Annotated in this window: 12 protein-coding genes; 5 read left to right on the forward strand and 7 right to left on the reverse strand. The window is 47.0% G+C overall.

What is annotated here, in order from left to right; all coding sequences use genetic code 11:
- Window positions 1-3: 3 nt before the first annotated feature.
- From C7379_RS06375 to C7379_RS06395, 5 genes are read left to right on the forward strand one after another with little or no spacing between them, the layout of a single operon-like run.
- On the forward strand, window positions 4-2,253 hold the full coding sequence (locus C7379_RS06375) for a S9 family peptidase (RefSeq protein ID WP_116616530.1): 2,250 nt from the start codon (window positions 4-6) through the stop codon (window positions 2,251-2,253).
- Between the two features lie 16 nt (window positions 2,254-2,269).
- Window positions 2,270-5,581, forward strand: a complete 3,312-nt coding sequence (locus C7379_RS06380; RefSeq protein WP_116616575.1) for a SusC/RagA family TonB-linked outer membrane protein — start codon at window positions 2,270-2,272, stop codon at window positions 5,579-5,581.
- Between the two features lie 18 nt (window positions 5,582-5,599).
- Window positions 5,600-6,997, forward strand: a complete 1,398-nt coding sequence (locus tag C7379_RS06385; RefSeq protein WP_116616531.1) for a RagB/SusD family nutrient uptake outer membrane protein — start codon at window positions 5,600-5,602, stop codon at window positions 6,995-6,997.
- A gap of 23 nt (window positions 6,998-7,020) precedes the next feature.
- Complete coding sequence (locus C7379_RS06390) at window positions 7,021-7,239, forward strand: hypothetical protein (RefSeq protein ID WP_116616532.1); 219 nt, start codon at window positions 7,021-7,023, stop codon at window positions 7,237-7,239.
- Window positions 7,240-7,271: 32 nt separating this feature from the next.
- Window positions 7,272-8,573, forward strand: coding sequence for a hypothetical protein (locus C7379_RS06395; RefSeq protein ID WP_116616533.1), 1,302 nt, complete (start codon window positions 7,272-7,274; stop codon window positions 8,571-8,573).
- Window positions 8,574-9,437: 864 nt separating this feature from the next.
- On the opposite strand, the gene C7379_RS06400 is transcribed toward C7379_RS06395, so the two are convergent.
- The 7 genes from C7379_RS06400 to C7379_RS06435 form a co-directional block, all read right to left on the reverse strand.
- Window positions 9,438-11,660: a C10 family peptidase gene (locus tag C7379_RS06400; RefSeq protein ID WP_116616534.1), complete on the reverse strand. Its 2,223-nt coding sequence runs from the start codon at window positions 11,658-11,660 to the stop codon at window positions 9,438-9,440.
- A gap of 148 nt (window positions 11,661-11,808) precedes the next feature.
- Complete coding sequence (locus C7379_RS06405) at window positions 11,809-13,434, reverse strand: thiol-activated cytolysin family protein (RefSeq protein WP_116616535.1); 1,626 nt, start codon at window positions 13,432-13,434, stop codon at window positions 11,809-11,811.
- Window positions 13,435-14,179: 745 nt separating this feature from the next.
- Window positions 14,180-15,385 carry a glycoside hydrolase family 88 protein gene (locus C7379_RS06415; protein WP_419185306.1) on the reverse strand — a complete coding sequence of 402 codons (1,206 nt, stop codon included), beginning with the start codon at window positions 15,383-15,385 and terminating at the stop codon, window positions 14,180-14,182.
- A gap of 134 nt (window positions 15,386-15,519) precedes the next feature.
- The gene (locus tag C7379_RS06420) at window positions 15,520-17,448 is read right to left on the reverse strand and encodes a heparinase II/III family protein (protein ID WP_116616538.1); all 1,929 of its coding nucleotides are present in this window, start codon (window positions 17,446-17,448) and stop codon (window positions 15,520-15,522) included.
- A gap of 93 nt (window positions 17,449-17,541) precedes the next feature.
- Window positions 17,542-19,254, reverse strand: coding sequence for a RagB/SusD family nutrient uptake outer membrane protein (locus C7379_RS06425; RefSeq protein WP_116616539.1), 1,713 nt, complete (start codon window positions 19,252-19,254; stop codon window positions 17,542-17,544).
- A gap of 15 nt (window positions 19,255-19,269) precedes the next feature.
- Window positions 19,270-22,371, reverse strand: coding sequence for a SusC/RagA family TonB-linked outer membrane protein (locus C7379_RS06430; protein ID WP_375712926.1), 3,102 nt, complete (start codon window positions 22,369-22,371; stop codon window positions 19,270-19,272).
- 139 nt (window positions 22,372-22,510) lie between these two features.
- Window positions 22,511-24,055, reverse strand: a complete 1,545-nt coding sequence (locus C7379_RS06435; RefSeq protein ID WP_419185307.1) for a sulfatase family protein — start codon at window positions 24,053-24,055, stop codon at window positions 22,511-22,513.
- Between the last annotated feature and the right edge of the window lie 702 nt (window positions 24,056-24,757).

A 24,757-nucleotide genomic window follows, 5' to 3' on the forward strand; every position in this document is an offset into this window, starting at 1 on the left:
TATATGAGATTTTTTAAACTAACCATACTTGGCGTGGCATGCTTATGCGCGTGCACGGCCAAAAGCCAAAACGTAGACTGGAAACGCGTGGAGCGGATGTCAGAGGGCAACCTCTCTAAATTGTATTACGAGAATGCCGTCTTGCCCGATTGGGTGAAAGGCTCTCACTTCGTGAAATACAACAAAATGGAGAATGGGCAGAACGTATATTATATAGTAAGCCTGAAAAACAGGAGGCCTGAACGACTGATAGCCAACGTCGACAACTTTGTGAGACAATATCGCAAACTCACCGGCGACACCACGATGACCACCGCTAACTTTACGCTGTACTCTATCGAGATGAGCGCAGACGACACGTCCAAGTTCTACTGGACACGCAAAGGAAAACGCTTGGTGTACCATAGGAAAAGCGGAGAAATGACCCTGGACAATCGCGAAACAACGTCGCGGAGCAACCGTTCGCGCGTGCCATCTTACCATTCTGGCTCATCAACGGTCGATTCCACGTTTACAATGCTTGGCGACAAATACAACCTGTACGTACGGGACAATAGCACCGGCAAGACGACACAGCTCACCACAGACGGCGTGGAGAACGGCTCATACTGCTACAAATCGGCCAAAGACACGCTCTTGGAAAGCAACCAGAGCGGCAAATGGAAAGGGCACATATACCTGAACTTTGTCAATGACGACAGCAAGGTGGGCGACCTGTATATCATCAACGCCTTGGCCAAAAGACGCCCCAAGCTCATAACAAAAAAAATGCCACTGCCCAACGAGAAGCATGTGAGGCAGTTCAAGCTGTTTTGGTATGACGCGGACAAGCGGGAAGGCCGCTTGTTGCCCATCTATAAATTTAAAGACCAGTTTGTGTCAATGAACTTTGGCGACGCGGGCGATGACCTATATTTCATACGCAGGAACCGAGGGGTGGACACACTGGAACTTTGTCGGGTCGACATTCCCACTGGAAAGGTGGAGACCGTGATAAGCGAGGTTTGCCGTCCACATGTCAACGTGAACCTCTTCGATTACCGACTGCTGAATAAAGGCAAGGAAATTTTGTGGTGGTCGGAGAGAACAGGCAAAGGGAATTACTACCTTTACGACAGGAACGGCAAGTTGATACGTCGAGTGACAAAAGGTGACAATCTTGTGGCGGGCAACATAATCCGTATCGACACGCTCAAACGACAAGTGTATTTCACCGGGTACGGAAATGAAAAGGGCGTTGACCCTTATTACAAATATCAATATAGGGCCTCGCTTGATGGCAAGGGGCAACAGTGCCTGAGCCACGGAGACGGCACGCACGAATTGCAATTCTGCGATGACGGCATGTATGCCATAGATAGTTACTCGCGCATGGATTTGCCGACAGTGTACAACATTGTGTCCATGAAAAACAGCAATCGGTATTTTGAGTTTGCCCAACGCGATGACAACAAATTGAGAAAAGCCGGCTGGATGCCACCCAAGCGCGTCAAACTGAAGGCCGCCGACAACAAGACGGATCTTTACGGACTGATGTACACGCCCACAAACATGGACCCAGCCAAGAAATATCCCATCATCTCCAACGTCTATCCAGGACCGCAAGACGACCAATTGCCACGCTCGTTTGCCATTGACGACAACGGGAACCAGAGTTTGGCGGAGATGGGATTCGTGGTGGTGACAGTGGCGCCAAGAGGCAGCTCGCCCCTGCGAGGACGCGATTTTTACTGCTATGGATACGGCAATTTGCGCGATTACGCCATCGCGGACGACAAACACGCCATTGAGACGCTCGCCCGGCAATATGCGTTTATAGATACAACAAGGGTGGGTATATACGGGCATTCCGGCGGTGGAGCCATGGCCGCGACCGCCATGATGACCTATCCAGACTTCTACAAGGTGGGGGTGGCGGCCTCCGGCAACCATGACAACAACATTTACATACAGTGGTGGGGAGAGACTTTCCACGGATTAAAGAAGATTCCAACCAACATGGAATTGGCCGCGAACCTCAAAGGCAAGCTCCTGCTCATATCGGGCGACGTGGACAACAACGTGCCCTACGCCTCGACGCTGCGCTTGGCCAAGGCTCTCATAGACAAAAACAAGCGGTTTGACATGATAATCCTGCCCGGGAAAGACCATGGAGTGTGGGACAATTACTATCAAAACCTGATAAGATATTACTTCAAGGAGAACCTCATCAACCCCTCGGGGAGAGACATTGACATTATCAACCATAAATAACAAAATGACGGACAGTATGACAAAATTAAAAGTTTTATTATTGATGTTGTTTTGTGCATGCGTTCTGCAAGCTACCTATGCACAAAATACGCACGGCGACTCCGACATTCTTGTCGACATTGTCGTTGTGGACGCGACAGGAGAAGGCCTGCCCGGAGCTACCGTAAAAGTGTCGGGCAAGCCCATCCCCGTGTTGACCGACATGGATGGCAAGGTCAAACTTTGGGTTAGGAAAGGTGAAAAAATCACCGTCTCGTATTTGGGCATGCAGCCTCGCGTGCTCGTTGTGAACAAGCCTATATCTGGCACCATCACGCTAAGCAATGACGAGAAGACACTCGATCAAGTTGTTGTTACCGGCTATCAGCGCACCACGAAGCGCCGTATCACAGGCTCGGTGGCCACGATAGACGCCAAGGAACTGAAAGACAGACCTTTGAACAACCTCGACCTGTTGCTTCAAGGCAAGGTTGCGGGCATGGACGTGAAAGCATTGTCAGGTAGACCCGGCGAAACGGCTAAGGTGAGAATCAGGGGAACCAACACCATCACCGGCAACGCGGACCCTCTTTGGGTGGTAGATGGCGTGCCATTGCAACAGAACGTGCCCACCATAGCCACGAACAGCCAAATCAGGGCTGGCGATTTCAGCGAGATATTCACCAATGGCATATCCGGCATCAACCCCAATGACATAGAGTCCGTGACGGTATTGAAAGATGCCTCGGCAGCCGCCATCTATGGCTCGCGTGCCGCTGGCGGCGTAATCGTGGTGACAACCAAGCGCGGACAAAAAGGAAAAATGCACATGAGCTACTCCACCAACGTGTCATTGACCACGACACCGCCAAGAGACGCCAACCTGATGAACGCAAGCGAGAAACTCGACTGGGAGCAAAAACTTTGGGATCAGTTCTCCGCCAGCCGTTTCAACAACAAGCAAACATACCCCGTGATAGGTGCGGTGGGCATGATAAGGTCAGGATATGGCAAATACGCGGGGCTGTCGAAGCAACAGCAAGACGCCGAGATAGAAAAACTGCGAGGTCACTCCACCGACTGGTTCAAAGAGCTGTTTCGCAACTCCGTGTCGCAAAGCCACTACCTATCCATGTCTGGAGGTGGCGAGAAAAGCAATTATTACATCTCATTGGGATATGGCAACAACAACGGCTTGGTTAAACGAAGCAGCTATGACCGCTATAACATTTCGTCAAAATTAGACATGCAAGCCAACAGCAGGGTCAAGTTAGGGCTATCCATAGACCTGTCTTGGCAAGGGTCTCACGGCTCATCCGCCGGGGTGGACATGTTCAATTACGCCTACTTCGCCAACCCTTACGAACGGCCATACAACGATGACGGCAGCTACGCCGGTGACCAAACATACCACTATTTGCGATTGGCCAATGGCAACATGGATTTTCCCATGCCGCCCAACGGCTTCAACGTGCTGCGCGAGCTAAACAACACAAACTCTGAATCCAAGAACTTCAACGTCACGACCATCGCCAACCTATCGGTGAAAATACTCGATTGCCTGAACTTCGAGGGCTTGGCCTCATATGGATACAATAACAACAACTCTGACAACTATAACGGCAAGGACACCTACGCGGCTTGGATGGACAGGCCATTCGAGCCCAATCGCCAAACCTCGAAAAGAGTGTACAGCTCCATATCGCAATCTTCCGCTTACAACAAAAACTACAACTTGCGCGGCCAATTCCACTTCTTCAACACATTCAAGGATAACCATTACGTGAGCGCGCTGTTGGGGGCGGAGATTCGCGGGCAATATGCCAAAAGCATTTTCACCAAGCGTTACGGCTACGACCCTGTGTCAGGAAACGCCTCCATACCAACATTCCCCGAGGGCACGAAGATTGACACCGGAACCTTGCTGCGCTACGCGAGTATCGTGAACGGCCTGAGCGGACAGAGCATCGTGGAAGATCGATTCGCGTCTTTCTACATGTCGATGGACTATTCGTACCGCAATCGATACGTAGCAAGCCTAACGGCGCGCACAGATGGGTCCAACAACTTTGGCAGCAACGAACAATTCAACCCCACGGGGTCACTCGGCCTGTCATGGAACGTGGACCAAGAAAACTTCATGAAAGCTTTAAAACCCATCGTGAGCAGTCTGTCGGTAAGAACAGCTTTCGGCTATACGGGCAACATTAACAAATCTGTCTATCCCCAATTAGTAATGGACTATGTCAATGTGTTCAGGCGAACCGACAACGACTACTATCGCATGGGCTTCCTGAAGAACGCCCCCAACGACAAACTGCGCTGGGAAAAGACACGCGACATGAAACTATCATTAGACGCGGGCTTCTTCAACGAGCGACTACGACTAAGCGCCGAGGTCTACAAAAGGCGTACGGAAGATGCCGTGTCAGAAATAAGAGTGCCTTACACAACAGGCTTTAGCACACAAAAGTTTAACACCTCAACCCTTGAAAACAATGGATTGGAACTTACATTGTATGCCCAATTCCTGAAAACAAAAGATTGGAGCGGCTCGTTGACTGCCAACATGGCATACAACTACAACAAGTTGGTGAAGTACACGCCACCCACTTCGGGCCTCAGCTCTGGGAGATACGAGGGTTATCCATTGGGAAGTATCTTCAGCGGAAAACTTATCGGCGTAGACGAAATGACCGGTATTTACGCTTACCAGCCTCGCCCCGACGCGGTGTTCAACAGCGCGGCCGACTACTACAACTATGAGAACTACCTGTTCTACCTTGGCACGGGCAACGCACCCACCAATGGTGGTTACAGCATCAGTCTATCTTACAAGCGGTTCTCCATTGGCGTGGGAGGCTCTTTCTCTATTGGTGGCAAAATCGTGAACGACGTAACTTGCCCCGTGGACTACAGCTCTCTCGAGGGTAAGACCATTGAGCGCATCCCCGCGCAAATCAACGACTTGTACGTCAACCATCTCAACGTGCGGCGTGACGTGGTAAACCGCTGGACTCCAGACAACCCACGCACCGACGCATACCCACGGATTATCGACGCATACGGCGAGTTTTTAGGTCTGAAGAACTACATGACAACGGAGAGCACGATTACGAAGGCATCCACATTGGAAGACGTATCCTATTTCAAAATAGGCTCTCTCTATCTGAACTACTCGTTTGAGGAATCGATTATTCGCTCATTACGCCTCAGTTCACTGTCTGTATCGTTCACCATGAACAACCTGCTCACGCTGACAAACTACTCGGGAATAGACCCAGAAACTCCCGGAGCGGTTTACCCCATGGCACGAACATTCACATTCGGACTATCAGTAGGTTTCTAAATCATAACACATCAAAACATGAAGAAAATATTCATTATCATATCGACAATACTGCTGTTGACTTCGTGCGATAAATACCTTGACATCAAACCGTATGGACGCACCATCCCCAAGACGGCAGAAGAGTTTGCCGCTCTCATCCACCCATATCTCAACGTCATTGATGAGGGCAGCGAAAACTATGTTGTATTTAACGCCTCCGCTTGTCTTGACTTTGACCTTGCGGGGGGCGACGACTTCGAAGCCAGCCTCACCGAGCAATCGGGAAGAGCCATGCCATTCTATATCGGCAACATTGTCAACAGCTATTCGCAATCGGCATATTGGCGAAACTATGCCCTGATTCGAGACTGCAACATCGTAATCGCCAACATGAAAGAACGAGACACCCAAGAGGCTAACAATGTCTTGGCCGCCGCCTATGCCCTGCGCGGCGTGGCTTACTACCAGCTTATGCGCATGTTTTGCCCCTCGCCCATCAAAGGACAGTTCGACAAGCAATTAGGATTGCCATTGGTGGTCAGCTTTGACATGGAAGCTCGGCCTATCCGTAGCACCTTACAGCAAACCATTGACCAAATAGAGCGTGACCTAAAAGCCTCTATCAACTATCATTGCACTAACGATTTGTATCGTTTTACGGAGCCTGTCACTAAAGGATATTTAGCCCAGCTCTATTTCTGGACAGAACAATGGGACAAGGTGGTGCCTTTGGCAAACGAGCTAATCAAGCTATACCCACTTGTGGGAGGCGAGGCATACAAGATGATGGTCATCAACCCCGGCTCTCCAAAAGAGGGCAACCATATCATGACCGCATATCGCTCGACGACCACCACCACCGTGCAGGAGTACGAAAGCAAAGCCGCTTCCATAGCCTATCGGCCTGTAAGCAAGCGCTACATGCAGTGTTTCGCGAAAGACGAGATAGCAAACGATGTGCGAGCAAGCCTATTTGTAAACAAAAAGCGCAAGGCTACAAAGCCCATTTTCTGCGGAATGCGCTCCGCCGAACTGCAACTCATGCTGGCAGAAAGCTACGCCCACATGGGCAAAGATGCCGAAGCATTGGCCGCCATCAACCTGCTGCGTAGCCTGCGCATTAAAGACGCCCAGCCACTGAGCCTCGACAAGTTGCCCGAGAGGAACAGCCAAGAACGCATCGTGGTAGACGCCGAGGGCAAACCACTGTCCAAACTTATGGCTGTGATTCTGAATGAGCGCCGCAAAGAGATGTTCATGGAGGGCGATCGCATGTTTGAGCTGAAACGAAACGGCACACCCGAATTTTGGACTGCCTACGACGGATTGCGCTACAACACGGAGAAATACATGTACACCATGCCCATCCCAGAGTCTGAGCTGCGCATTAATCCCGGCATCGTGCAAAACGAAGGCTACAAAGATGCCATATAACATTCAATATAGGAGAACGAACGATGAAAAACAATATATTCAAATTAGCGCTCACAGTCACGATGTGTATCGGCATGGCAACTTTCTGCGCATGCGAAAAGGCCGATGAGATGCCACCGCGCATTGACAAAAACGCCACGGCAAACCGTGTTTACAAGCTGCCCGACCCCACCTCGCTAACCAATGAGGAACGAGACATGGTGGACAGCGTGAAAAATGAGTACGAGAACGCCGTAAAATAGGCATAACATTATTGACATATAGACTTTCAATCATGAAGAAAACCATATTTCTAATGACGCTGCTCTGCCTTGTTTTCGTATCTTGCAAAGAAGACGAGAGCACACAGACAGGCATGCCCGTAGGCACAGAGAAAGCCTACTACACCCTCCAAAACGAGGTGGGGGCCACGGTAAGACTTGGCATGAAAACCATCAAGCCAGCCGAGACCGACCTTGAGATACCCGTGAAATTCACCGGAGCCGAAGAGGGCGTGGACTTCACGGCATCGGCAAACGCCTTTCATGTAAAAAAAGGCGAAAGCCAAGCCTTTATCACATTGACCCGGAAAAAAGTGTCTGCCAGCAAGACTCTCATGGCAACGCTGCAACCTACAAACGGCGTGAAAGTGGGTATACTCAAGTATTCTGAGGTGTATTTCGTGGGAGCCAATATCTACTCGTTCGAGGACACCAAGGCTCAGTTGGCGCTGTCCAACGCTTTCGCCGTGTCCATCAGGACCGACAAGGGTGACCGTTTCAGCTTCAACACCGAGACAAAATTAGATGTCGAGTTAGACAAAGAGCTCTCCACGGCCGTCGAGGGCACACACTTCAAATTTGCGAACGACGAGAAGAAAATAGTCTTCAAGCCAGGGGACAACACCGGTACTATCACCCTCGACTTTCTGAAACTTGAAAAAGGCAAGGACAAAATAGTGCTCAGGCTGCCCGCTACCGACAACCTGTCAGTAGGAGAAAACGCCATGATGACCATACAAATAGTAGGGCCGGCCAACTTCAACGGCACGTGGGCCTTCAAGACCGTGTCTAACGCCAAGTGGCTAAAGGATAACATGGGAGCCAACGCGGAAGTATTGGTAGATGGAACGCCCGAAAACGACTTCATAACGTTCAAGGGAGACAACGACGCTTACATTTTCACGCCTCAACTGAAAGGCAAGTTGAAAAACTATTTCACAGCCCCGGGCAAGGCCACCTACATGGGCACGCGCATAGAAATGATGCAAGAGTATGGCGGATGGCCAATGCCCAAAGTGCAACTTAGCGTCTTGAGGATAGACAACGTGAACCTGTCCATGGACGAGAAAGACCAAAACATAAAGCAGGCTCGCGTAGGATTTAGATTGGTGAAGAGCGAGGAAACTGGCGAGGAGATGCTTGAGATGACCATCTACGACTACAAGCCAGTGGAAAACACCGTCAAGATGGATTGGGGATCTACATGGAAAGAAACCTATGAGATGATGGAATACTCTGCTGTGGAGGGTGAACCCGTCATGTTGTCATGCCCCTTGCGCGTGTTATTCACCAAGGTAAGCAAGACCAAGCCTTAACCCATGGGGCCGTGGTGGAGCTTTGCTTAGCTTTCCGCCATGCGACACGTCATGGGAAGCTCGCAAGGCTAAGCCTTGAGTGTATTATAAGCGGGACAGACGACAAGTGAGCGTCTGTTCCGCTTGGCTATTATATATGATAGTCTTAAGAGATACGCAAACGTGTTCACCCACGACAATTTGTCAAAAAATAATCACAAAAAACGGCACCCACCACACTGCCATTACAGAGCCTGAAAATCGTGCAAATTCATCAAAAGACAAGTTACGGTAACACAGTCATAGCACTGGTAGCATGCGATTGATACCGATAGGCAACGCAATTAGGTTACAAACGCGCCGCGTTTCGAGCCTAATCGACTCGCCTTTAAGCCTTAAACGCATGGCGATTAAGGCTTAATGGCAAGCCAACAGATGACCATTTTAGTTGGCGCAACTTCTAATACGCCTCAACTATCTATGTTACAACACGTTGTAAAAACCGTTCATTTTTGGCGTATTTGCGAGCAAAGAGGTAGGCGATTGCAAATACACAAATCCTGAGCCACCATTTGTCCGTTATTTTAGGGATAAAAAAAGAGAGAAATAACATTTATGCAACAGATTTTTTGGGGTTGAAACAGTATATGTGAAGTATGGCTACATGCAAGATATTCTTTCAAAATTATCAAGCAATATGTTGATAAAGAGCTTTTCAAAGTGACGGATCAACGTATACATACGCAACAAAAAGTGGGATAAAGAAAGAAGAAAGGCTCGCACAGGCATATTGTGTATAAGGCAAAAGCCCGCAATACCAATCACTGGTATTACGGACTTTTAATTATTGTTTTACTGATCTATCAGCTCTAAACGGCTTGAAATTTAACGCACTTGCAGCGTGTAATCCTCAACCTCACCATTAGAGAATCCTCCACATGGATCTTGATAACGGTCGGGGCTGGCTATAATTCGTATGCGATAGTTACCCTTTTGAGTGGTTGCAGGTACATATATGTAGCCCGAGAAACCATAATAAGAGTAGCGTTCCACCTTCTTCTCGTTTGGTGAGAATACTCCATCGTTGTTGAAATCAACATAAACACGCCAATACATCTTATTTCTGAAAGAAGATTTGAAACCCGGAGTGAGCACATACTTAAAAGACTGCCCCTGGCTTGCGTACGCAATGTAAGAAGTAAAGTCAGAGTATGCACTTCCGCCAGACACCTTCGTCATGGTGCTAAGACTAATTTGGCTGATATAAGCTGATGAGAAATTGGCAGCTCCAACAGTACAGTAAGTAGTTGGATTGGGTGTCGGATCAGGGTCTGGATCAGGTGTAGGATCGGGTGTCGGGTCGGGGTTGGGATCTGGTTTAGGGTCTGGGTCAGGGTCTGGATTTGGCTTAGGATCAGGTTCTGGCACAGAAGGCTTCGTAATGACAGCTGTATAATCCTCAACCTCGCCATAAGTGAAATGTTCGTCAGGCTTAGGATAGCTACCCCATTTTGCACTGACACGCACCCGAGTCTCTCCCTTCACGGCGTCGGTGGGAACCTTGAACATACGATAGAAATAGTTGTCAGAATTCATGTACTGAGCCAACACACGCTCGTTGTCCTCAAACTTTTTGTTACCATTAAAGTCTACCCACACACACCAGTACATGGGATAAACCCCGTTAGGAAATCGCGGCATGAGCGTAATGTAGTTGCTGCTACCAGCCTCAAGCTCCACTTTCTTATTATTGAAGAATGTGTAGGAAGAAGCTCCACTATAGTTTTGCATGTCGCCGATACTTACATAATAGATGTAGGTGGAGTTGAAATAGTCTGAATAAGAAGGCGCGTAATTATCTGTCGGCGTTGGATCGGGCGTCGGATCAGGGTCGTTACCATCATTATAACCTGGAGGTGCGAAATTCACCACAATGGTTTGCCAATAGTTAAAACCACCGGAGCCACCACCAATACCTAATCCACTCGGGTCGAGCGCATTGAGCAGGAAGTAGCCATCTGAATATCCGCCCCATCCCCAATTGATGTGAAAATATCCGTTAGAACTGTAACCATCGCAAACAAAGGAGTGACCGCCACCGTCGCCGCTTCCGGCATACTGCACGGGCCTGCGATTGTCAAGTTCATTGCGCACTATACTCTCCCACTGTGTGGTGGAATAGTTTGAACGCTCTAAACTGGTTACGGCATCAGGATAAGAATAGTAATTCTTCAACATCTGCGGAACATACTGCTGGAAAGTACCGCTACCAGATGGCGAGAAGCCCATGTCCAGGCCCACAGCGACACCGTAACACAGACTTGCCACATCGTCGTTGGAGCCACGGAGCACTGAATACGGCATGTTCTTCCAATTCAAATCATAGTTGTAATTGAAAGATAGTGTTCCATAGCTGGAGTTGTAAGAGTGGTATCCCTTGCCCCGAGCAGGATACTCATAGAAGCGCATGATTTGGGATGTAGCTGTAGCTACACAACCCACAGGACAGTTGGCTGGACAGTAAGCGTTGTAATAAGGGGCTTGGTTCCAATGAATATTTGCTAACAGCGGACTTACTGCTGTTTGCGCATTCATCTCTTGATTGGTTCCTGCAATAGCCGTCTGGCGCATTTGCTTGATACGGTCGTCTATCTTTACATTGTCATAGGCAAAGCGTATCTCTTTAGAATAGCCGTCAAGAAGCTCTCGCATATTCACAGGTATCCTGTTAGGATCAAACTTACCGTTGGTAGAATAGCCAAGAATGGGATAGGTACCCTTCGAAGCGGATACTACAATATAGCCATCATCACCATAGTTGATGATGTAATAAGTGGAGCGTTGTGCATTTGAAGCACGGGTAAGCGGTTTACCATCAGTATAAACCATTTTTAGTTCAGGTATGCCGTTCGCCCTGGTTTTCACTTGGGCCACATCACTGTTCTGCTCAAGGAAGTTCCCTGCGATTTCCAAGGCCTCTTTTTCTTCTACAAAATTACTTTCGCTATTGTTTGTGCTGATGGATTGGAATTCATCAGTTTGGCATCCCCAAAGGGTGAACAAGCCAACGAAGAAAAGGCCATACAATAATTTGGAAAAACGTTTCATCAGCGTAAAGGATTAATAATGTGAAAAGTACGATTTATATAAGCCAATAGGAATAAAGGGAAGTGCAAATTTTTAATGAATTTACACTTTCCACCTATAGCATGTAATATGCTTGGCGGAGAATTTAACTTTCTCCGCCAAGAAAAAATTATTCAGTAGCGTAACTTACGTCAAAGACAATAGAACCGTGGAAGTCCACTGATATCTTACGGCGTGTCTGCATGCCGAACTGGTAATCTTTTGCATCAAAAATCAAGTCTTTTAGCGTCTTGGTTATAGTAACTGTACCAAGATCGTCACCCTTAGTGGTTCCTGCTGCAACAGTATTACCCAACGTAAGGTTAATTTCGACCTTCTGATTGAGGAATGCATCCATGTCCATGCCGTTTCTATTCAGCGTAACTGTTGCTGTAGGTGCATCGATTTGGGTGTAAATGTTCGGACCATTCATCTTGTAAGCATCTGAATAAGGAGCTTTGAACAAGGATATCGTTTGACCATTTGGCAATTTCATCGTTGCGTTACCCCAAACATAAAGGTCTGGTTTGTTGGCTGCGGCGGCCTCCAATGCGGAAGGTGTGAGTTTGAAAGAAATACTGTTGCACTCTGGTACAAATACCGAAGAAATAATCGGGAATCGATCTGTAGTAAGCACCTGTGCCACAGAGTTGTCATCTACATAGCGGAGCGTGTAAGAAATTGGTTCTGCTGTAGAAATAGGCATGGGCTCGGCGAGGCTCTTACGGAAACCTTCCCAGCCACCATCAGCGAGACGTCCGTGTTGCTCAGCTTTGCCACCAATGCAGAGCAGATGGAGCGCAGACTCATCAAGCACCTTCTTATATTGTGTTTGCAAGTTCAAACTAAGATTGCCCCAGTTGGGAAGCAACAAGCCAATAGCGGCTGTAACTTCGTCATAGGTATAGTTACTCGATACCAACATGTAAGCGATGCGTCCATAATACACGTCACTAACATAAACAGGAATGGTGCCCTCGAAATTTTTTGCCACCTCAGGTGCATTGGCAAGAATACATCCTGTTGGCGTATCCATGGAAACGCTATAAACTTTTTGGATGAACTTCAACAGCACATGTGTCTTATTGCGCTGCCAAGAATTACTCAAGTCCCATGTAAGTTTTGCAGAAGTACCGATAGACCCAGAGAGCTGTACAGACCCAGATCTGTCAAGTGTTACCTGATGATACTCATATTCGGTCATTGCACCAGCGTCCTGTGCACCAAAAGAGAGCCAATCTTTGAGCACATCCTGATAAGAGCTCCATGTTGGGTCATTAAGCGGTCTAGAACTCAACGAACCCGGTTCTCTTGGCACAAGTGTGTTGGAAATAACGACAGGATTGAGTTTCTGTCCCTTAACGGGTTTGTACTCACCACTGGTAACGCTTCCGCCTACAAACACGTGGCCTGGATAGATGGATGTCTGTGCAGGGTTAAAAATCATGAACTCATTGTAAGCCGTACCTGACTGGTGATAGGTAGTGCGCGTAATTTTTACACCACGAACGCCATTTTCGAAATCGTAAGAAGAAGTTTCGGTGCCTGGAGTGGGCGTGGGAGGAACGTTAGGACCTGGTACACCACTACGCGACATACCTGCGCCAAGTGTATAATTGGAAAATGAGAACGATTCATTAACGTTTGGATTGGTGTTCTCATCGACCAATGGATCCTCACTTGAACAAGCACTAAAAGCCAAAACGGCTGCAATCGAGAGCCAGATCTTTGGCGAGTGCAATTTGAAATTTTTCATAATAAGATTGAGTTTAATAAATTGGTTAATAAAAAAATAATGTCAAAGAAAAAGCAACCACAGTTTTATTTCCTACCTGTAATATTGATTAATAGTTATTTCTTTTGCCTTGCGTTTGGTCAACCTGTACATCTACAAATTGCGATTTTTCAAATTCTTTGGTTAACTAAGAGAGAGAGCAGAATGTTCTGCAATGGTTTACACTTATTCTTCTCATCAAGAGAAGATGCATTTCAAATAGCAAAGAACTATGTATTTTGTTCTCAACTTCTGTTCGTTCAATTGGAGATTTTCATCTGCAAAATAAAAAACGTCCTTATATGGAGCAGACCACTTGTCTCGCCAACAGGATGTCAAAGTTGATAAAACATAGTCAATTTCTTCATATGTGTTGTCTTGTCACCAAGAAACAACTATGATAATTACTCGGGAACAAATTTAAAGAAAATCTGAAAAAAATCAAAAATTAAAACGACTTTTTTTTAAGGAAAACGAAAAAATAATTCTAATTTTAAGAAATAAATACATAAATAGCTACTTTCCTAAAGAATTTGTGTACTAAAAAACACATTTTATAACTTATGGTAAACAACTAAATAAAACTAAATAAAATCATTTTTTATCATATTAACTAAAAAGCTGGAACAAGTTTCAAAAAACTTGCTCCAGCCATTAAAAGACAAATAACTTTATTTTGTTATTTTTTCTTCTTATTTATTTTAGTATTTCATCCTATTTTCTCAACTCACTTTTGCTTTTCTCGCGCAATTATCTTTTGGAAATAAAGATCCAAATGGGCCTTTCGCACCAATGCCTCGAGATAGTAATAGTCGGCGTAGTTGAGCGGTTTGTCTATCTCGTTGTCATGCGGAATGCTGCCCACAGAGTGCATCAAGATGAAATTGCCATTCTGACCAAGTTTGGCTGTATAAGCCGACGAGGCCAGACTCGTCATAATCTTGTCTGCATAGGCCCTGTATTCGTTGGCGTTCTGCAAATCGTAGGTACTCATCTCATAGAGTGCAGAGGCTATGCACGAAGCAGAAGAGACGTCGCGATACTCGTTGGGAATACTTGGAGTGCTCATGTCCCAATAAGGAATGCCATCGGCAGGCATGGCCGGATGATTTCTCATCATCTTGTAAGTCTTGATAGCTTGGTTGAGATAGCGAGGGTCAGTGGTATAGCGATAGCACATGGTATATCCATAAATGGCCCATGCTTGGCCCCTGCTCCAGATAGATTCGTGCGAATAGCCCTGAGCAGTATGGCGGTGACGCACGTGTCCATCACTCAAATCATAGTCCACAACGTGGTAACAGCTGCCGTCAGGCCGAAACTGTTCTTGCATAGTTCGGTCGGCATGGCTCACGGCCACCTTATAATATACAGAGTCGTGGGTGAGCTGCGTAGCTTTGAAAAGCAATTCGAGATTCATCATGTTATCAATGATAACAGGACATTGCCAGCCTCGTTTGGCTTGCCAACCACGGTCAACGTTCCACGACTGGATTATGCCGGCCGATGGACGGAAACGGGTGATGAGCGACTTGGCGGCCTCTATCATGGCCTCCTTGCCCTCTTCGTAGCCTTTGGGAGACAGTCTCATCTGATTGCCAAAGCTACAATTGACGATGAAGCCAATGTCATGATGCCATGTCAAGGTCTTGGCCTGCTCGATAGACTTGGTGAACGTAGCGGCCTTGTCAGCCCAATATTCGTCTCCGGTAAGTTCATACATATACCATAGGCTGCCGGGAAAGAAACCGCTGCGCCAATCCTCGTAGTCGCAATAGAAAACCTTGTTGTCCTTGGTGAGAGTCACAGGGTTGAGCAGTTTGCCACTACGCGCTATCACGTCTAACTCATTCTTGAGCTGCGCGCTGGCATTCTCGATGGCCTTTTTGGTCTCCAAAATATTCGGGCCACAATTGGGCTTAGCCGAAATCATTGTCATACTTGACAAAAAAGCTAAAGTCAGGATAGTTTTTCTCATGTGATTTGCTATATTATATGGTTTATTTTTTTAGACGAAGTGTGTCTCCGGCACTGCGTAATGTGTGACAACGTCTCATGGACTAAAGTCTATTTTACGACCTGTATTTCGTATTTATAGTCGCCTGTACTGGGCATTTTTTTTGCCGTTAGGGTGACACGGTAGAGCGACTTGCCCCAAACATTGGAAAGACGAGGGTCTGATAGTTCTATTTTTTCTATCGAAGGTCTGAACGTAGTGTCATCATATTTGAGATGAGCGCTTACTCCTTTGGCAACAATCTTGACAACGCCATTGGTCGTAATATCTACATCGCCCCACGTCAAAAAGTTTATTTGATTGGGAACTTTGACTTTATTCAACACAAAATCGTCGGTTACGATCAGGCCATTCTTTTTTAGTTTGTAGCCGCGAACCCACTTGGCCACTTGGGCCTCAACCGGATAGGCTGTCGCGATATTGGCCGCAAAGGTTTGCTTGCGCCGGTCTACCTTCACGCCAGAAGCCTTGTAGCCAGCCCCATGAGGCTGCGCCACGCCGTTAATCAATGGCAAATTGTGGTAGTTGCTCTGCATAGTCCAAATAGAATAGCGCTCACTACTAAAGGTTTTACGGGTGTAAGTGCCCACGCCAGCATCGACGAGAAGGGGCGTATTGTTATAAGCGAAGATGAAAGTACCCACATCATTGTGGTTGTGACTCTCATCATTAAAACCGCCTTTGGCCGCGAGGAAAGCCTTGCCGCTACGCATATAGCAAAACTCGGTTTGTGGATACCACGTAAAGTCGGCAGGTTTGTAAACGGCTGTCTCAGCCTGTAACAGAGGCAAGAAACGCAATGTCTCAAGCCCAATGTACAAATCCATCCACTTGGAAGGCAGTTTTGTAGGATACATTCTTTCTCGCATGGCTGCCATAGCCTTCATGGGCGTACTGTTAACAGCCATGCCATAACGATAAATCAGGGGCGTGTTGACCTCCACCGCGCGGGCGGCGGCATCGGCAAAATTAACCACCCACTCATCACCAATATACGAGTGGACAATGTATTCGCCCATAGCTTTGACCTGTTGATTTGTAAATAGATTGATTTTGCCGCCCGTAATCATGCGAAGGGCGGACAGATAATCATAGAGTTTGCCCGCCGCGTGCCCCCAGTAAGAAGGTCCTTCCTCACAGGCCCCATCACTTTTTACATAGTTAAGATATTGGTCTACAGACCTCATTGATTTACATATAGCCTTTGTCAACACATCGGGATCATCTTCCAAAAGCATAAAGCAGAACAGCGCGTTGGAGTTACACCATGGATTCCAATTGTTAACCATCCTGCCCGGCTTATAGTTTGTGGCCATCCACCAGAAGTCATCACGCCGCAAATAAGGGTCAAGCTCACGCTTTTGAAGTTCGTCTCGCAAGCGTATGGCAATGACAGGGTCAATGGCATCAAACTGTGGTTTGAGGAAATAGTAGGTCCAAGAAAGCATCTGCGCCATCCCACCTTGATGCAGTTCCAATATCTGCTCACGATGGTCGGGCAAAGACCGCTTGGTTTTTTGGTAAGCCATAAGGTGTGCAGACTCCGCCCACGAAGTCATTTCAGAAAAATAAAACACACCGTTCATCAAGTCATTGATAAATCGTCCCTTTCCCTCGGCAAGCTCTGCCATCAACATTGCGCTGAAAGCTATGGCGTTACTGTTATTGGGATTTTCCATAATCTTGCGGCTTCCCGATTTCTCGTACTCCAAATATTCAGAGGCGCGAACGACCCGCCAATGATAATCCAGATACTTTTCGCCGCTCTTAATGATCGTGGATTTGTAATTTCCCAAAAACTTATCCCATCCCTCTCTGTCAGAATAAGCTGGATAAGGCACCCATTTTCTATCCATTACCAAGGATTGGCGCACTTGGCTTTCTGTTGCGGAATGTTGCAAAAGATTGCGCATTTCATATGCTTGCAAACGTGTAAGCATAAAGAAGAGCAAACCTATGAAGGCAAGAGATTTCTTCATAATGTAATTGATTTTTCAAAAGAGCTCCCTGTACAGATTCACACCCATACAGGGAGCATGATCATTATTTATATTGAATACACTGATTGAAGATTATGACCAACCTGGATTTTGCACCAATTTGTCATTCTTCTCGATTTCATCAGCCGGTATAGGCCAAAGATAATCGCGTGAAGTCACTACGCGCTCGTAGCGGAACTTACCTGTAATGTCATTCTCTTTCTTTCCATTGAGAGTCTCAAGCAGATGCCAGCGTTTCATGTCACTAAAGCTGAGTCCCTCTCCAGCCAACTCAACGGCGCGCTCATGGCGTATGCGAGCGAATACCTCCTCTTTGGTATTGGCCTTCAACCAAGCGGGGCCACTGTTGATACCAGGCATGTTAACCGACTTGCGGGCACGCACTTGATTAATCAATTTGACCGCCTCGGCTTGGTTTCCAAGTTCATTTTCACACTCGGCCAACATCAACAACACATCAGCATAACGTATCAGTGGGAAGTTGATTGGCGTGTGCGCGCGGTTGTTGAGAGCCCCATCCATGTTGCCCTCCGGCACGAATTTGCGCCACAGATAGGTCTCGTAGCCTCCATTTACACGAATGTAACCCTTGCCATCGTTAATTCCCCCAGCTATCACATACTCACAAGGGGCGAGTTGGTTTTTAAACCATCCCATATAATTCGAATATGGCAGGATGACGCTCGCAGCCATGCGCGGGTCACGCTGGTCATACATTTGGAGCAATTTTTCCTTTCCGTCAGGATACTTGACCACCTTGCCCGTTTTCTTATCCAATTTTGCGCGGAACGTGTTCTCTTTCACTTTCTTGTCCTTGGAGATGCCGGGGAACCAATCGTCCCAATTGAAAGGCTTTCCATCTTTGCACTCATATTGGTCTACAAAGGTAGTGGCCACCATCACATTGTTCCAGCAACTGCCAAACGATGCGCGCGTTCCCATATAGAAGCACATAGGCATACCCTTGTCGGTGCCCACGCCTCCCATGTTCTGGATGGCGAAAATCATCTCCGAGCTCTCATCGCCTCCAGGTTTAAAAAGCTCCGCATAATTATCGTAGAGGGCAAATTTACCACTATTTACCACAGACTTGAAGCAGTCGGCTGCCTCTTTATACTGTTTGTTGTAGAGATAAACCTTACCCTTGAGGGCTATGGCCGCATATTTGGTGGCACGACCTTCATCAGTTTTCCCCCACGCCTCGGGAAGCACGCGCTCTGCCTCGGCGAGATCTTTAAGCACAAATTCTCTCACCTGCTCAACCGAGCTGCGGGGCTCTTTCATCTCCGCATAGCTATCGGCCACGACAACAGACTCGTCATAGATTGGCACGCCGCCGAAGAAATCCATCAACGTAAAATAGTACAAGGCGCGCATAAACTTGGCCTCGCCCTTGTATTGGGCCTTCAACTCGTCGGTCATCTCACACTTGTCCACATTCTGGAGCACGTCGTTGGCCCGCGCTATACCCTCATAAAGATGCTGCCATTTTGCCAAGACCTTACCCGCTTTGACATCGTACCTGCCACGCTGGAACACCTGATAAGACGCATTGTCATAACCCATGGCAATGCCTCCCAGACCGTCCATCGCAAATTGCAGGCCAAAAACCTCTTCATGTTTCATCTTGCTATACACGGCCATCATCGCGGCTTTGGCGTGATCCTCGTTCTTGTAGAACTTGCTGGCGCTGAGTTGGTCTGCTGGAACACGATCAAGGTCATAGCAACCTGAAAGCGATAATGTCATGGCAGCCAACGCTATTGTTATATATTTCTTTTTCATTGTGATTGCGTTTTATTAGAATGATACGTTAAGACCAAATACAGCTTGCTTCATCGATGGGTAAGCCATACCACTAACCTCCGGGTCGAAGCCTTTATACTTGGTGAAGGTAAAGAAGTTTTCCAAGCTGCCATATACACGAACACGCCCCAATCCCAATTTGCCGATAAGAGTTTTAGGCAACGAATAGCCCAATTGAATGTTACGAATCTTGACGAAACTCAAGTCTTGCAAAAAGAAATCACTAAAGCCAAGGTTTCTCCTATCGCCATACTCGAGCAGGCGCGGATATGTGGCATCTGTGCGTCCTTCATACCAACGGCCTTCCACAACTTCTTTATTGAGTTGGTATCCGCGTCGAACGGATGGAGTGTTGTATGCGTCTGTTCTCCAGAACATTTTTCCTCCAAAAGCTCCCTGCATTAAAACGGCCAAGTCGAAGCCTCGCCACCCGGCGTTAAGATTAAGTCCAAGCATCACCTTATGGTTGGGACCGTCGCTCACTATTTCCTTGTCAGTGTTGTCAATGATACCATCCTTGTTCACATCCTTATAGAACAGGTCACCCTTTTCTGGCTTGCCGAAAGCGGCAAAAGGATTTACTTTCTTTCCGTCAGAGCCCATCGGCGCATTGTCAATCATCTGCTGAACAAGCTTCATGTCCTCATCGGTTTGCAAAATTCTGTCCACTCGTAGCAAATATTGTGAGTTGATACTGTGTCCTTCCCATATCAGGTTGGCGCCACTGATGGCCATGCCACCTTTGTCAGTACCCTTGAACTTATTCACCTTGTTAGTGACATAAGTCAAATTGGCTGTTGCGCCATAAGTGAAATCTTGCACTTTGTCTTGCCATCCCAACGTAAGCTCAAAACCATTGTTGGTCACGATGGCGCTGTTAGATTTAGGCAATGATGTAGTTCCATGCACACCGGGTGCCGGAAGGTTAATCAATATGTCGGTAGTACGCTTGTTAAAGTAGTCGATCGTACCTGTCAAGCGGTTATTAAAAAATCCAAAGTCTAAACCAGCGTCAAACACATTGGTACTCTCCCATGTCAAAAGCGGATTAGCCAAAGCTGCTTTTGCCAAACCTGTCACCATGCTATTGCCCAAAACGTAATTGTACTCGTTCTTGTTGGTGGTGTACAGCGATTGAGAATCATAGTTTCCGACAGCGTTGTTACCCAGCGCGCCATAAGACACTCTGACTTTCAAGTTGCTCAATTGATTATTGAAAGCTCCTTCCATGAACCTCTCTTGGTCAATGCGCCATGCGGCAGAAGCTGATGGGAAATATCCCCAACGCTTATTTGATTGGAACCTTGACGAGCCATCGGCGCGCAGGTTAAACTCAAAAAGATACTTCTCTTGCCAGTTTAAATTCAAACGGGTGAAGAAAGAACGCATAGCCCATTCTGTTCTCGAGCCACCAGCGTTAGCCTGTCCCGTGGTACCATCCAAGGCGTCCATGCTAAGATCTATCATGTCCTGCTTGCTCGCGCTGAAACTCTTAAAACGGTAAAGCTCCTGACTTGCGCCCAACATAAAGTTCATCGCGAGGCTCTTCTTGAAGAACTTGTTGTCGTAACGCAGCACCGCGTCATTGAAATAACGCTCCGTCTTGCCATTATAATTTTGATAAGTAGTTCGTCTCTTGTTAGTAAAAGTAGGCATCTCTGTCAAGAAATTCCAACCCTCGAGGAACACTGGTTTGCGAGAAGTAAAGTGATCGAGGAACTCATACGAGTAGCTCAGTGCCAAGGAAAGCCCTCGCATTGGCTTGATGGTAGCCGTGAAACGAGGATGGAAATTATTCTTGCGATTGTCTCCTTCCCATGCGTAAGCACGAATTAACGGGTTGTTATTAGACGATTGAGAGGCATCCTGCGTGTTGTTCACGGCACCAAACCGACCGTCAGGGGCCTTGAATACCATACCCGGTGTGGTGGCCGCGGTATAGGTAAACACATTCTTAATCTCGTTTACACCCGGTTGCATGTCAGACACATACCCGCTGATTTGCATACCCACGCTCAGCCATTTTGTCACGTCCGCGTCCACACTGAGTCGTCCGTTGTACTTGCTGAAACCAGCGTTAGCCATCACGCCGGGATTGTTCAGGTAGCCGAACGAACCATAGAAACGAACCTTGTCCGAACCGCCCGACACCGAAACCACATGGTTTGTTGCCACGGCTGGCTTGAATGTCTCGTCTATCCAGTTGGTATTGGGATATTTCAGTGGGTTCTTGCCACCATCGTTTCTCCACTCTTTGATTACGTCCTCGGTAAAAGGAGCCGCCTTTTTACTGTTAATATAGCCCTCGTTAATCAATTCCATGTAAGTGGCATAATCAGAAACTGGCGTCAAAGTCTTGCGAATAGACTCAAACGACATATAACCGTTATATTCCACTTTCACCTTGCCGGCTTTACCCTTCTTGGTAGTAATAAGGATAACACCGTTAGCAGCACGCGAACCATAGATAGCGGCCGAGGCAGCATCTTTCAATATAGACACCGACTCGATGTCTTGTGGGTTCACCGTGTTGATACCAGCCTCGGCACCATCAATAATCACCAATGGGGCTGAAGAGTTCAATGTGCCCTGACCGCGAACCAAGATAGACGCGTTGTCGTTGCCAGGCTGATTGTTGTTTGAGCGCACAGACACACCGGCCGCCATACCTGCCAAGGCTTGCGACACATTGGTGATGGGACGGCTTTCGGCCAATTCGGCCACGTTTACAGCCGATACAGAGCCTGTCATGTTTACTTTTTTCTGGGTACCATAACCCACCACGACAACTTCATTGAGCGACTTGTTGTCCTCTTTCAGGGTCACTCGGATGTTGCGTTGCGAACCTACCTTGATCTCCTGCGTCACATATCCCACACTCGAAATGACCAACGTGGCGTTTGGTGAAGATACCTTGATGGTGAAATGTCCATTAATATCTGTCACCGCTCCATTTGTAGTGCCTTTTTCCATGACGGTCGCGCCTATCATGGGTTCCAAGGCATCAGACACGGTTCCGCTCACGGTTATCGCGTCTTGAGCCACTTTCTGGGCAGAGACGAGGGCATTAGTGTTACTGGCATAAACACCCGCCATGGGCGCAAAAAATGTCAAAGACATTGCCGTACACAGGAACACCCTCTTCAAATGCACATTACTTTTAGAAGTTTCCATGCTGTTAATTTTTAGGATTATTATAGATTAATGTTTATATAGTTAATATTTTGTGTGCGTATCAATATTTTATCAATTGGGGCAAAACGCGTTTTTGATACCAAGGATCGTCTATTTCTCTCAATAGCTTTCCCAATTGTGCACATAGTTTTTTGACTGTTTGGGGGTGTTTCTCTATGGCGAGGTTGTGCATTTGGTATGGATCATTCTTGTCATCAAAAAATCTTACCTCTTGCAACTGGTTTTTTCGGTTTACATAAAAAGCCAGCGTATAGTCGGCGGTCTTGATACCACGAGCCTTGGCAAAATAGTTCATTACCTTACCCTCGGCGTTTTTATCACCATCTACATTTTGTATGTATAGCACGCCCTCTGGTCTTTTTATCTTGGCATTCTTGTCAAAAAATAGCTGCGAATAGTCGGTTCCTTGCACCTCGGCAGGTATGTTGTCTTTCAGTCCGACCATACCAAGCAGCGTAGGCATGATATCTGGCGATGACAATAACAAGTTGTCCACGCGAGGGGTCATCTTTCCGGGGTATCGCACGATAAACGGCACGTTCATCGCCTCAGCGTAAGGCGAGTTTTTCGGGTCGTCAGTGTTCTGGCTACACATGGTCTCTCCATGATCAGACGTGAACACCACGATAGTGTTTTGGTCCAAGCCGGCATCTTTAAGGGCTTGCAAAATCATGCCGAACGCACGGTCCACGCCCGTAACCGAAGCAAAATAATAACGAGCGCTCTCTGCTTTTTCCATCTTGGTGTTGGCATTAGGACGTACCAACAATTGGTCAAGGGGTTTGTCTTTATAGAGCGCAAAGTCTTCTGACATGCAGTCGTCCAAAGACCTGTAGGGACTATGAGGCGGATTCATACCCACCATTATAAAGAAAGGCTTGTTCGAATCGCGCACGTTGCCCTCGTTCTTGATATAGGACACTGCTTTTTTTGCCTCATGAATGGGCGACCACTCTTTAGGCTCGTGCTTCTTACCATTGGTGTCCCAATAGTGTGGGTTCTTGTGCACGTCAAAGGTTCCGTAAGAATACCAATAGTTAAAGCCGTGGCGTTGGTTAGCCGGTGTATAGGCATCCCACGCTGGCACACGGTCTTCCACGTATTGTCCAGGACGGTCAGGGTCATTGCGAAGCGGGGTGTGGGCATGCAATTTGCCGATATACGCACAGTCATAGCCAGCCTCACTCAGCACGTCACTCACGCACTTGGCGTCATCACGCAGACTGCTCAACGGCCTACTCGAATTACAGTTCAGTGGCACTCCACTCTTGTTGGGGTACATCCCCGTCATCAAGGAGCCACGGTGCGGGCTACTCAGTGGGCAGTTGCTCATGGCTGAGCTTAGCACCACTGATTCGCCTGCGAACCTATCTATATTGGGCGTATGGACCGGATCGCCCACTGTACGTAGTTTGTTCATATATTCTGGCCGGCCCCAGAATCCCATAGCAAAGTTGCGAAACTGATCAGGAAAAACATAAACCACATTTGGCAGCCTCGGGTTTTGGGAGGCAACAGATTGAGCCAGGCCCATCTGTGGCACCATAGCCATGCTTCCTGCCAATATGCCGAACGTCTTTTTCAGTTCAACACCTTTATTCGTTCTTATTCTCATATTAAATTATATAGATTATTCAAATTAAAATATAGACTATGCAAAGTTTCCTGATTGTTTCGTCGCAAAGTTACGAAATACTATCCACGAGCAGGTGCCACCATTGTACAAACTATGTACAAAATAATCTAATCATAGTTTTTAACAAGCATTCCAGATACCTATCCATACTGTCTCACAAAGCATTAACTCAATATGGCACAGACAATGCAGTATAATCATATTGTAAAATTCATGGTTATCTTCCACCCTGCTAACAGCCCTACGATCGCAACAGAAAAGTTGGAAACACACCACAGCAAATACTTTTTGTCAATTTTAAATCATAAAAAAAGACCTCTGAACGCCATCTCTTCTACATAAAAAATTATAAATTTTACAGGTAAAAACAGCTTCGTCACCAGCGTTCTCACATAGGTTTAGGCCCATTGCTACCCATTGGCAACGCCTTTAGTGCCCAATCGCAACGCGTTTAAGCCTTACACACAATACGATCAAGGCGTAATCGGCCCGCCATGAATACCCAATCGCAACACAGAAAATATGAATTTTTGAAAGAAAAACTAAAAAATTTGTATAACTTGCTGTACAACTGCATAATACAAAACACGTCCATTTTTCGCGTATTTACGAGCAAGCATGCCATCGTTTGGAAATAAGCGAAAAATGAAA

Origin of the sequence: Hallella colorans, assembly GCF_003096815.1 — a bacterium.
Classification (GTDB): Bacteria; Bacteroidota; Bacteroidia; order Bacteroidales; family Bacteroidaceae; genus Prevotella; species Prevotella colorans.

What these genes read in the sequence shown, in the direction of transcription:
- C7379_RS06375 (WP_116616530.1), top strand. Translation starts at nt 4, where the DNA reads ATGAGATTTTTTAAACTAACCATACTTGGCGTGGCATGCTTATGCGCG.
- C7379_RS06380 (WP_116616575.1), top strand. Translation starts at nt 2,270, where the DNA reads ATGACAAAATTAAAAGTTTTATTATTGATGTTGTTTTGTGCATGCGTT.
- C7379_RS06385 (WP_116616531.1), top strand. Translation starts at nt 5,600, where the DNA reads ATGAAGAAAATATTCATTATCATATCGACAATACTGCTGTTGACTTCG.
- C7379_RS06390 (WP_116616532.1), top strand. Translation starts at nt 7,021, where the DNA reads ATGAAAAACAATATATTCAAATTAGCGCTCACAGTCACGATGTGTATC.
- C7379_RS06395 (WP_116616533.1), top strand. Translation starts at nt 7,272, where the DNA reads ATGAAGAAAACCATATTTCTAATGACGCTGCTCTGCCTTGTTTTCGTA.
- C7379_RS06400 (WP_116616534.1), bottom strand. Translation starts at nt 11,660, where the DNA reads ATGAAACGTTTTTCCAAATTATTGTATGGCCTTTTCTTCGTTGGCTTG.
- C7379_RS06405 (WP_116616535.1), bottom strand. Translation starts at nt 13,434, where the DNA reads ATGAAAAATTTCAAATTGCACTCGCCAAAGATCTGGCTCTCGATTGCA.
- C7379_RS06415 (WP_419185306.1), bottom strand. Translation starts at nt 15,385, where the DNA reads ATGATTTCGGCTAAGCCCAATTGTGGCCCGAATATTTTGGAGACCAAA.
- C7379_RS06420 (WP_116616538.1), bottom strand. Translation starts at nt 17,448, where the DNA reads ATGAAGAAATCTCTTGCCTTCATAGGTTTGCTCTTCTTTATGCTTACA.
- C7379_RS06425 (WP_116616539.1), bottom strand. Translation starts at nt 19,254, where the DNA reads ATGAAAAAGAAATATATAACAATAGCGTTGGCTGCCATGACATTATCG.
- C7379_RS06430 (WP_375712926.1), bottom strand. Translation starts at nt 22,371, where the DNA reads ATGGCGGGTGTTTATGCCAGTAACACTAATGCCCTCGTCTCTGCCCAG.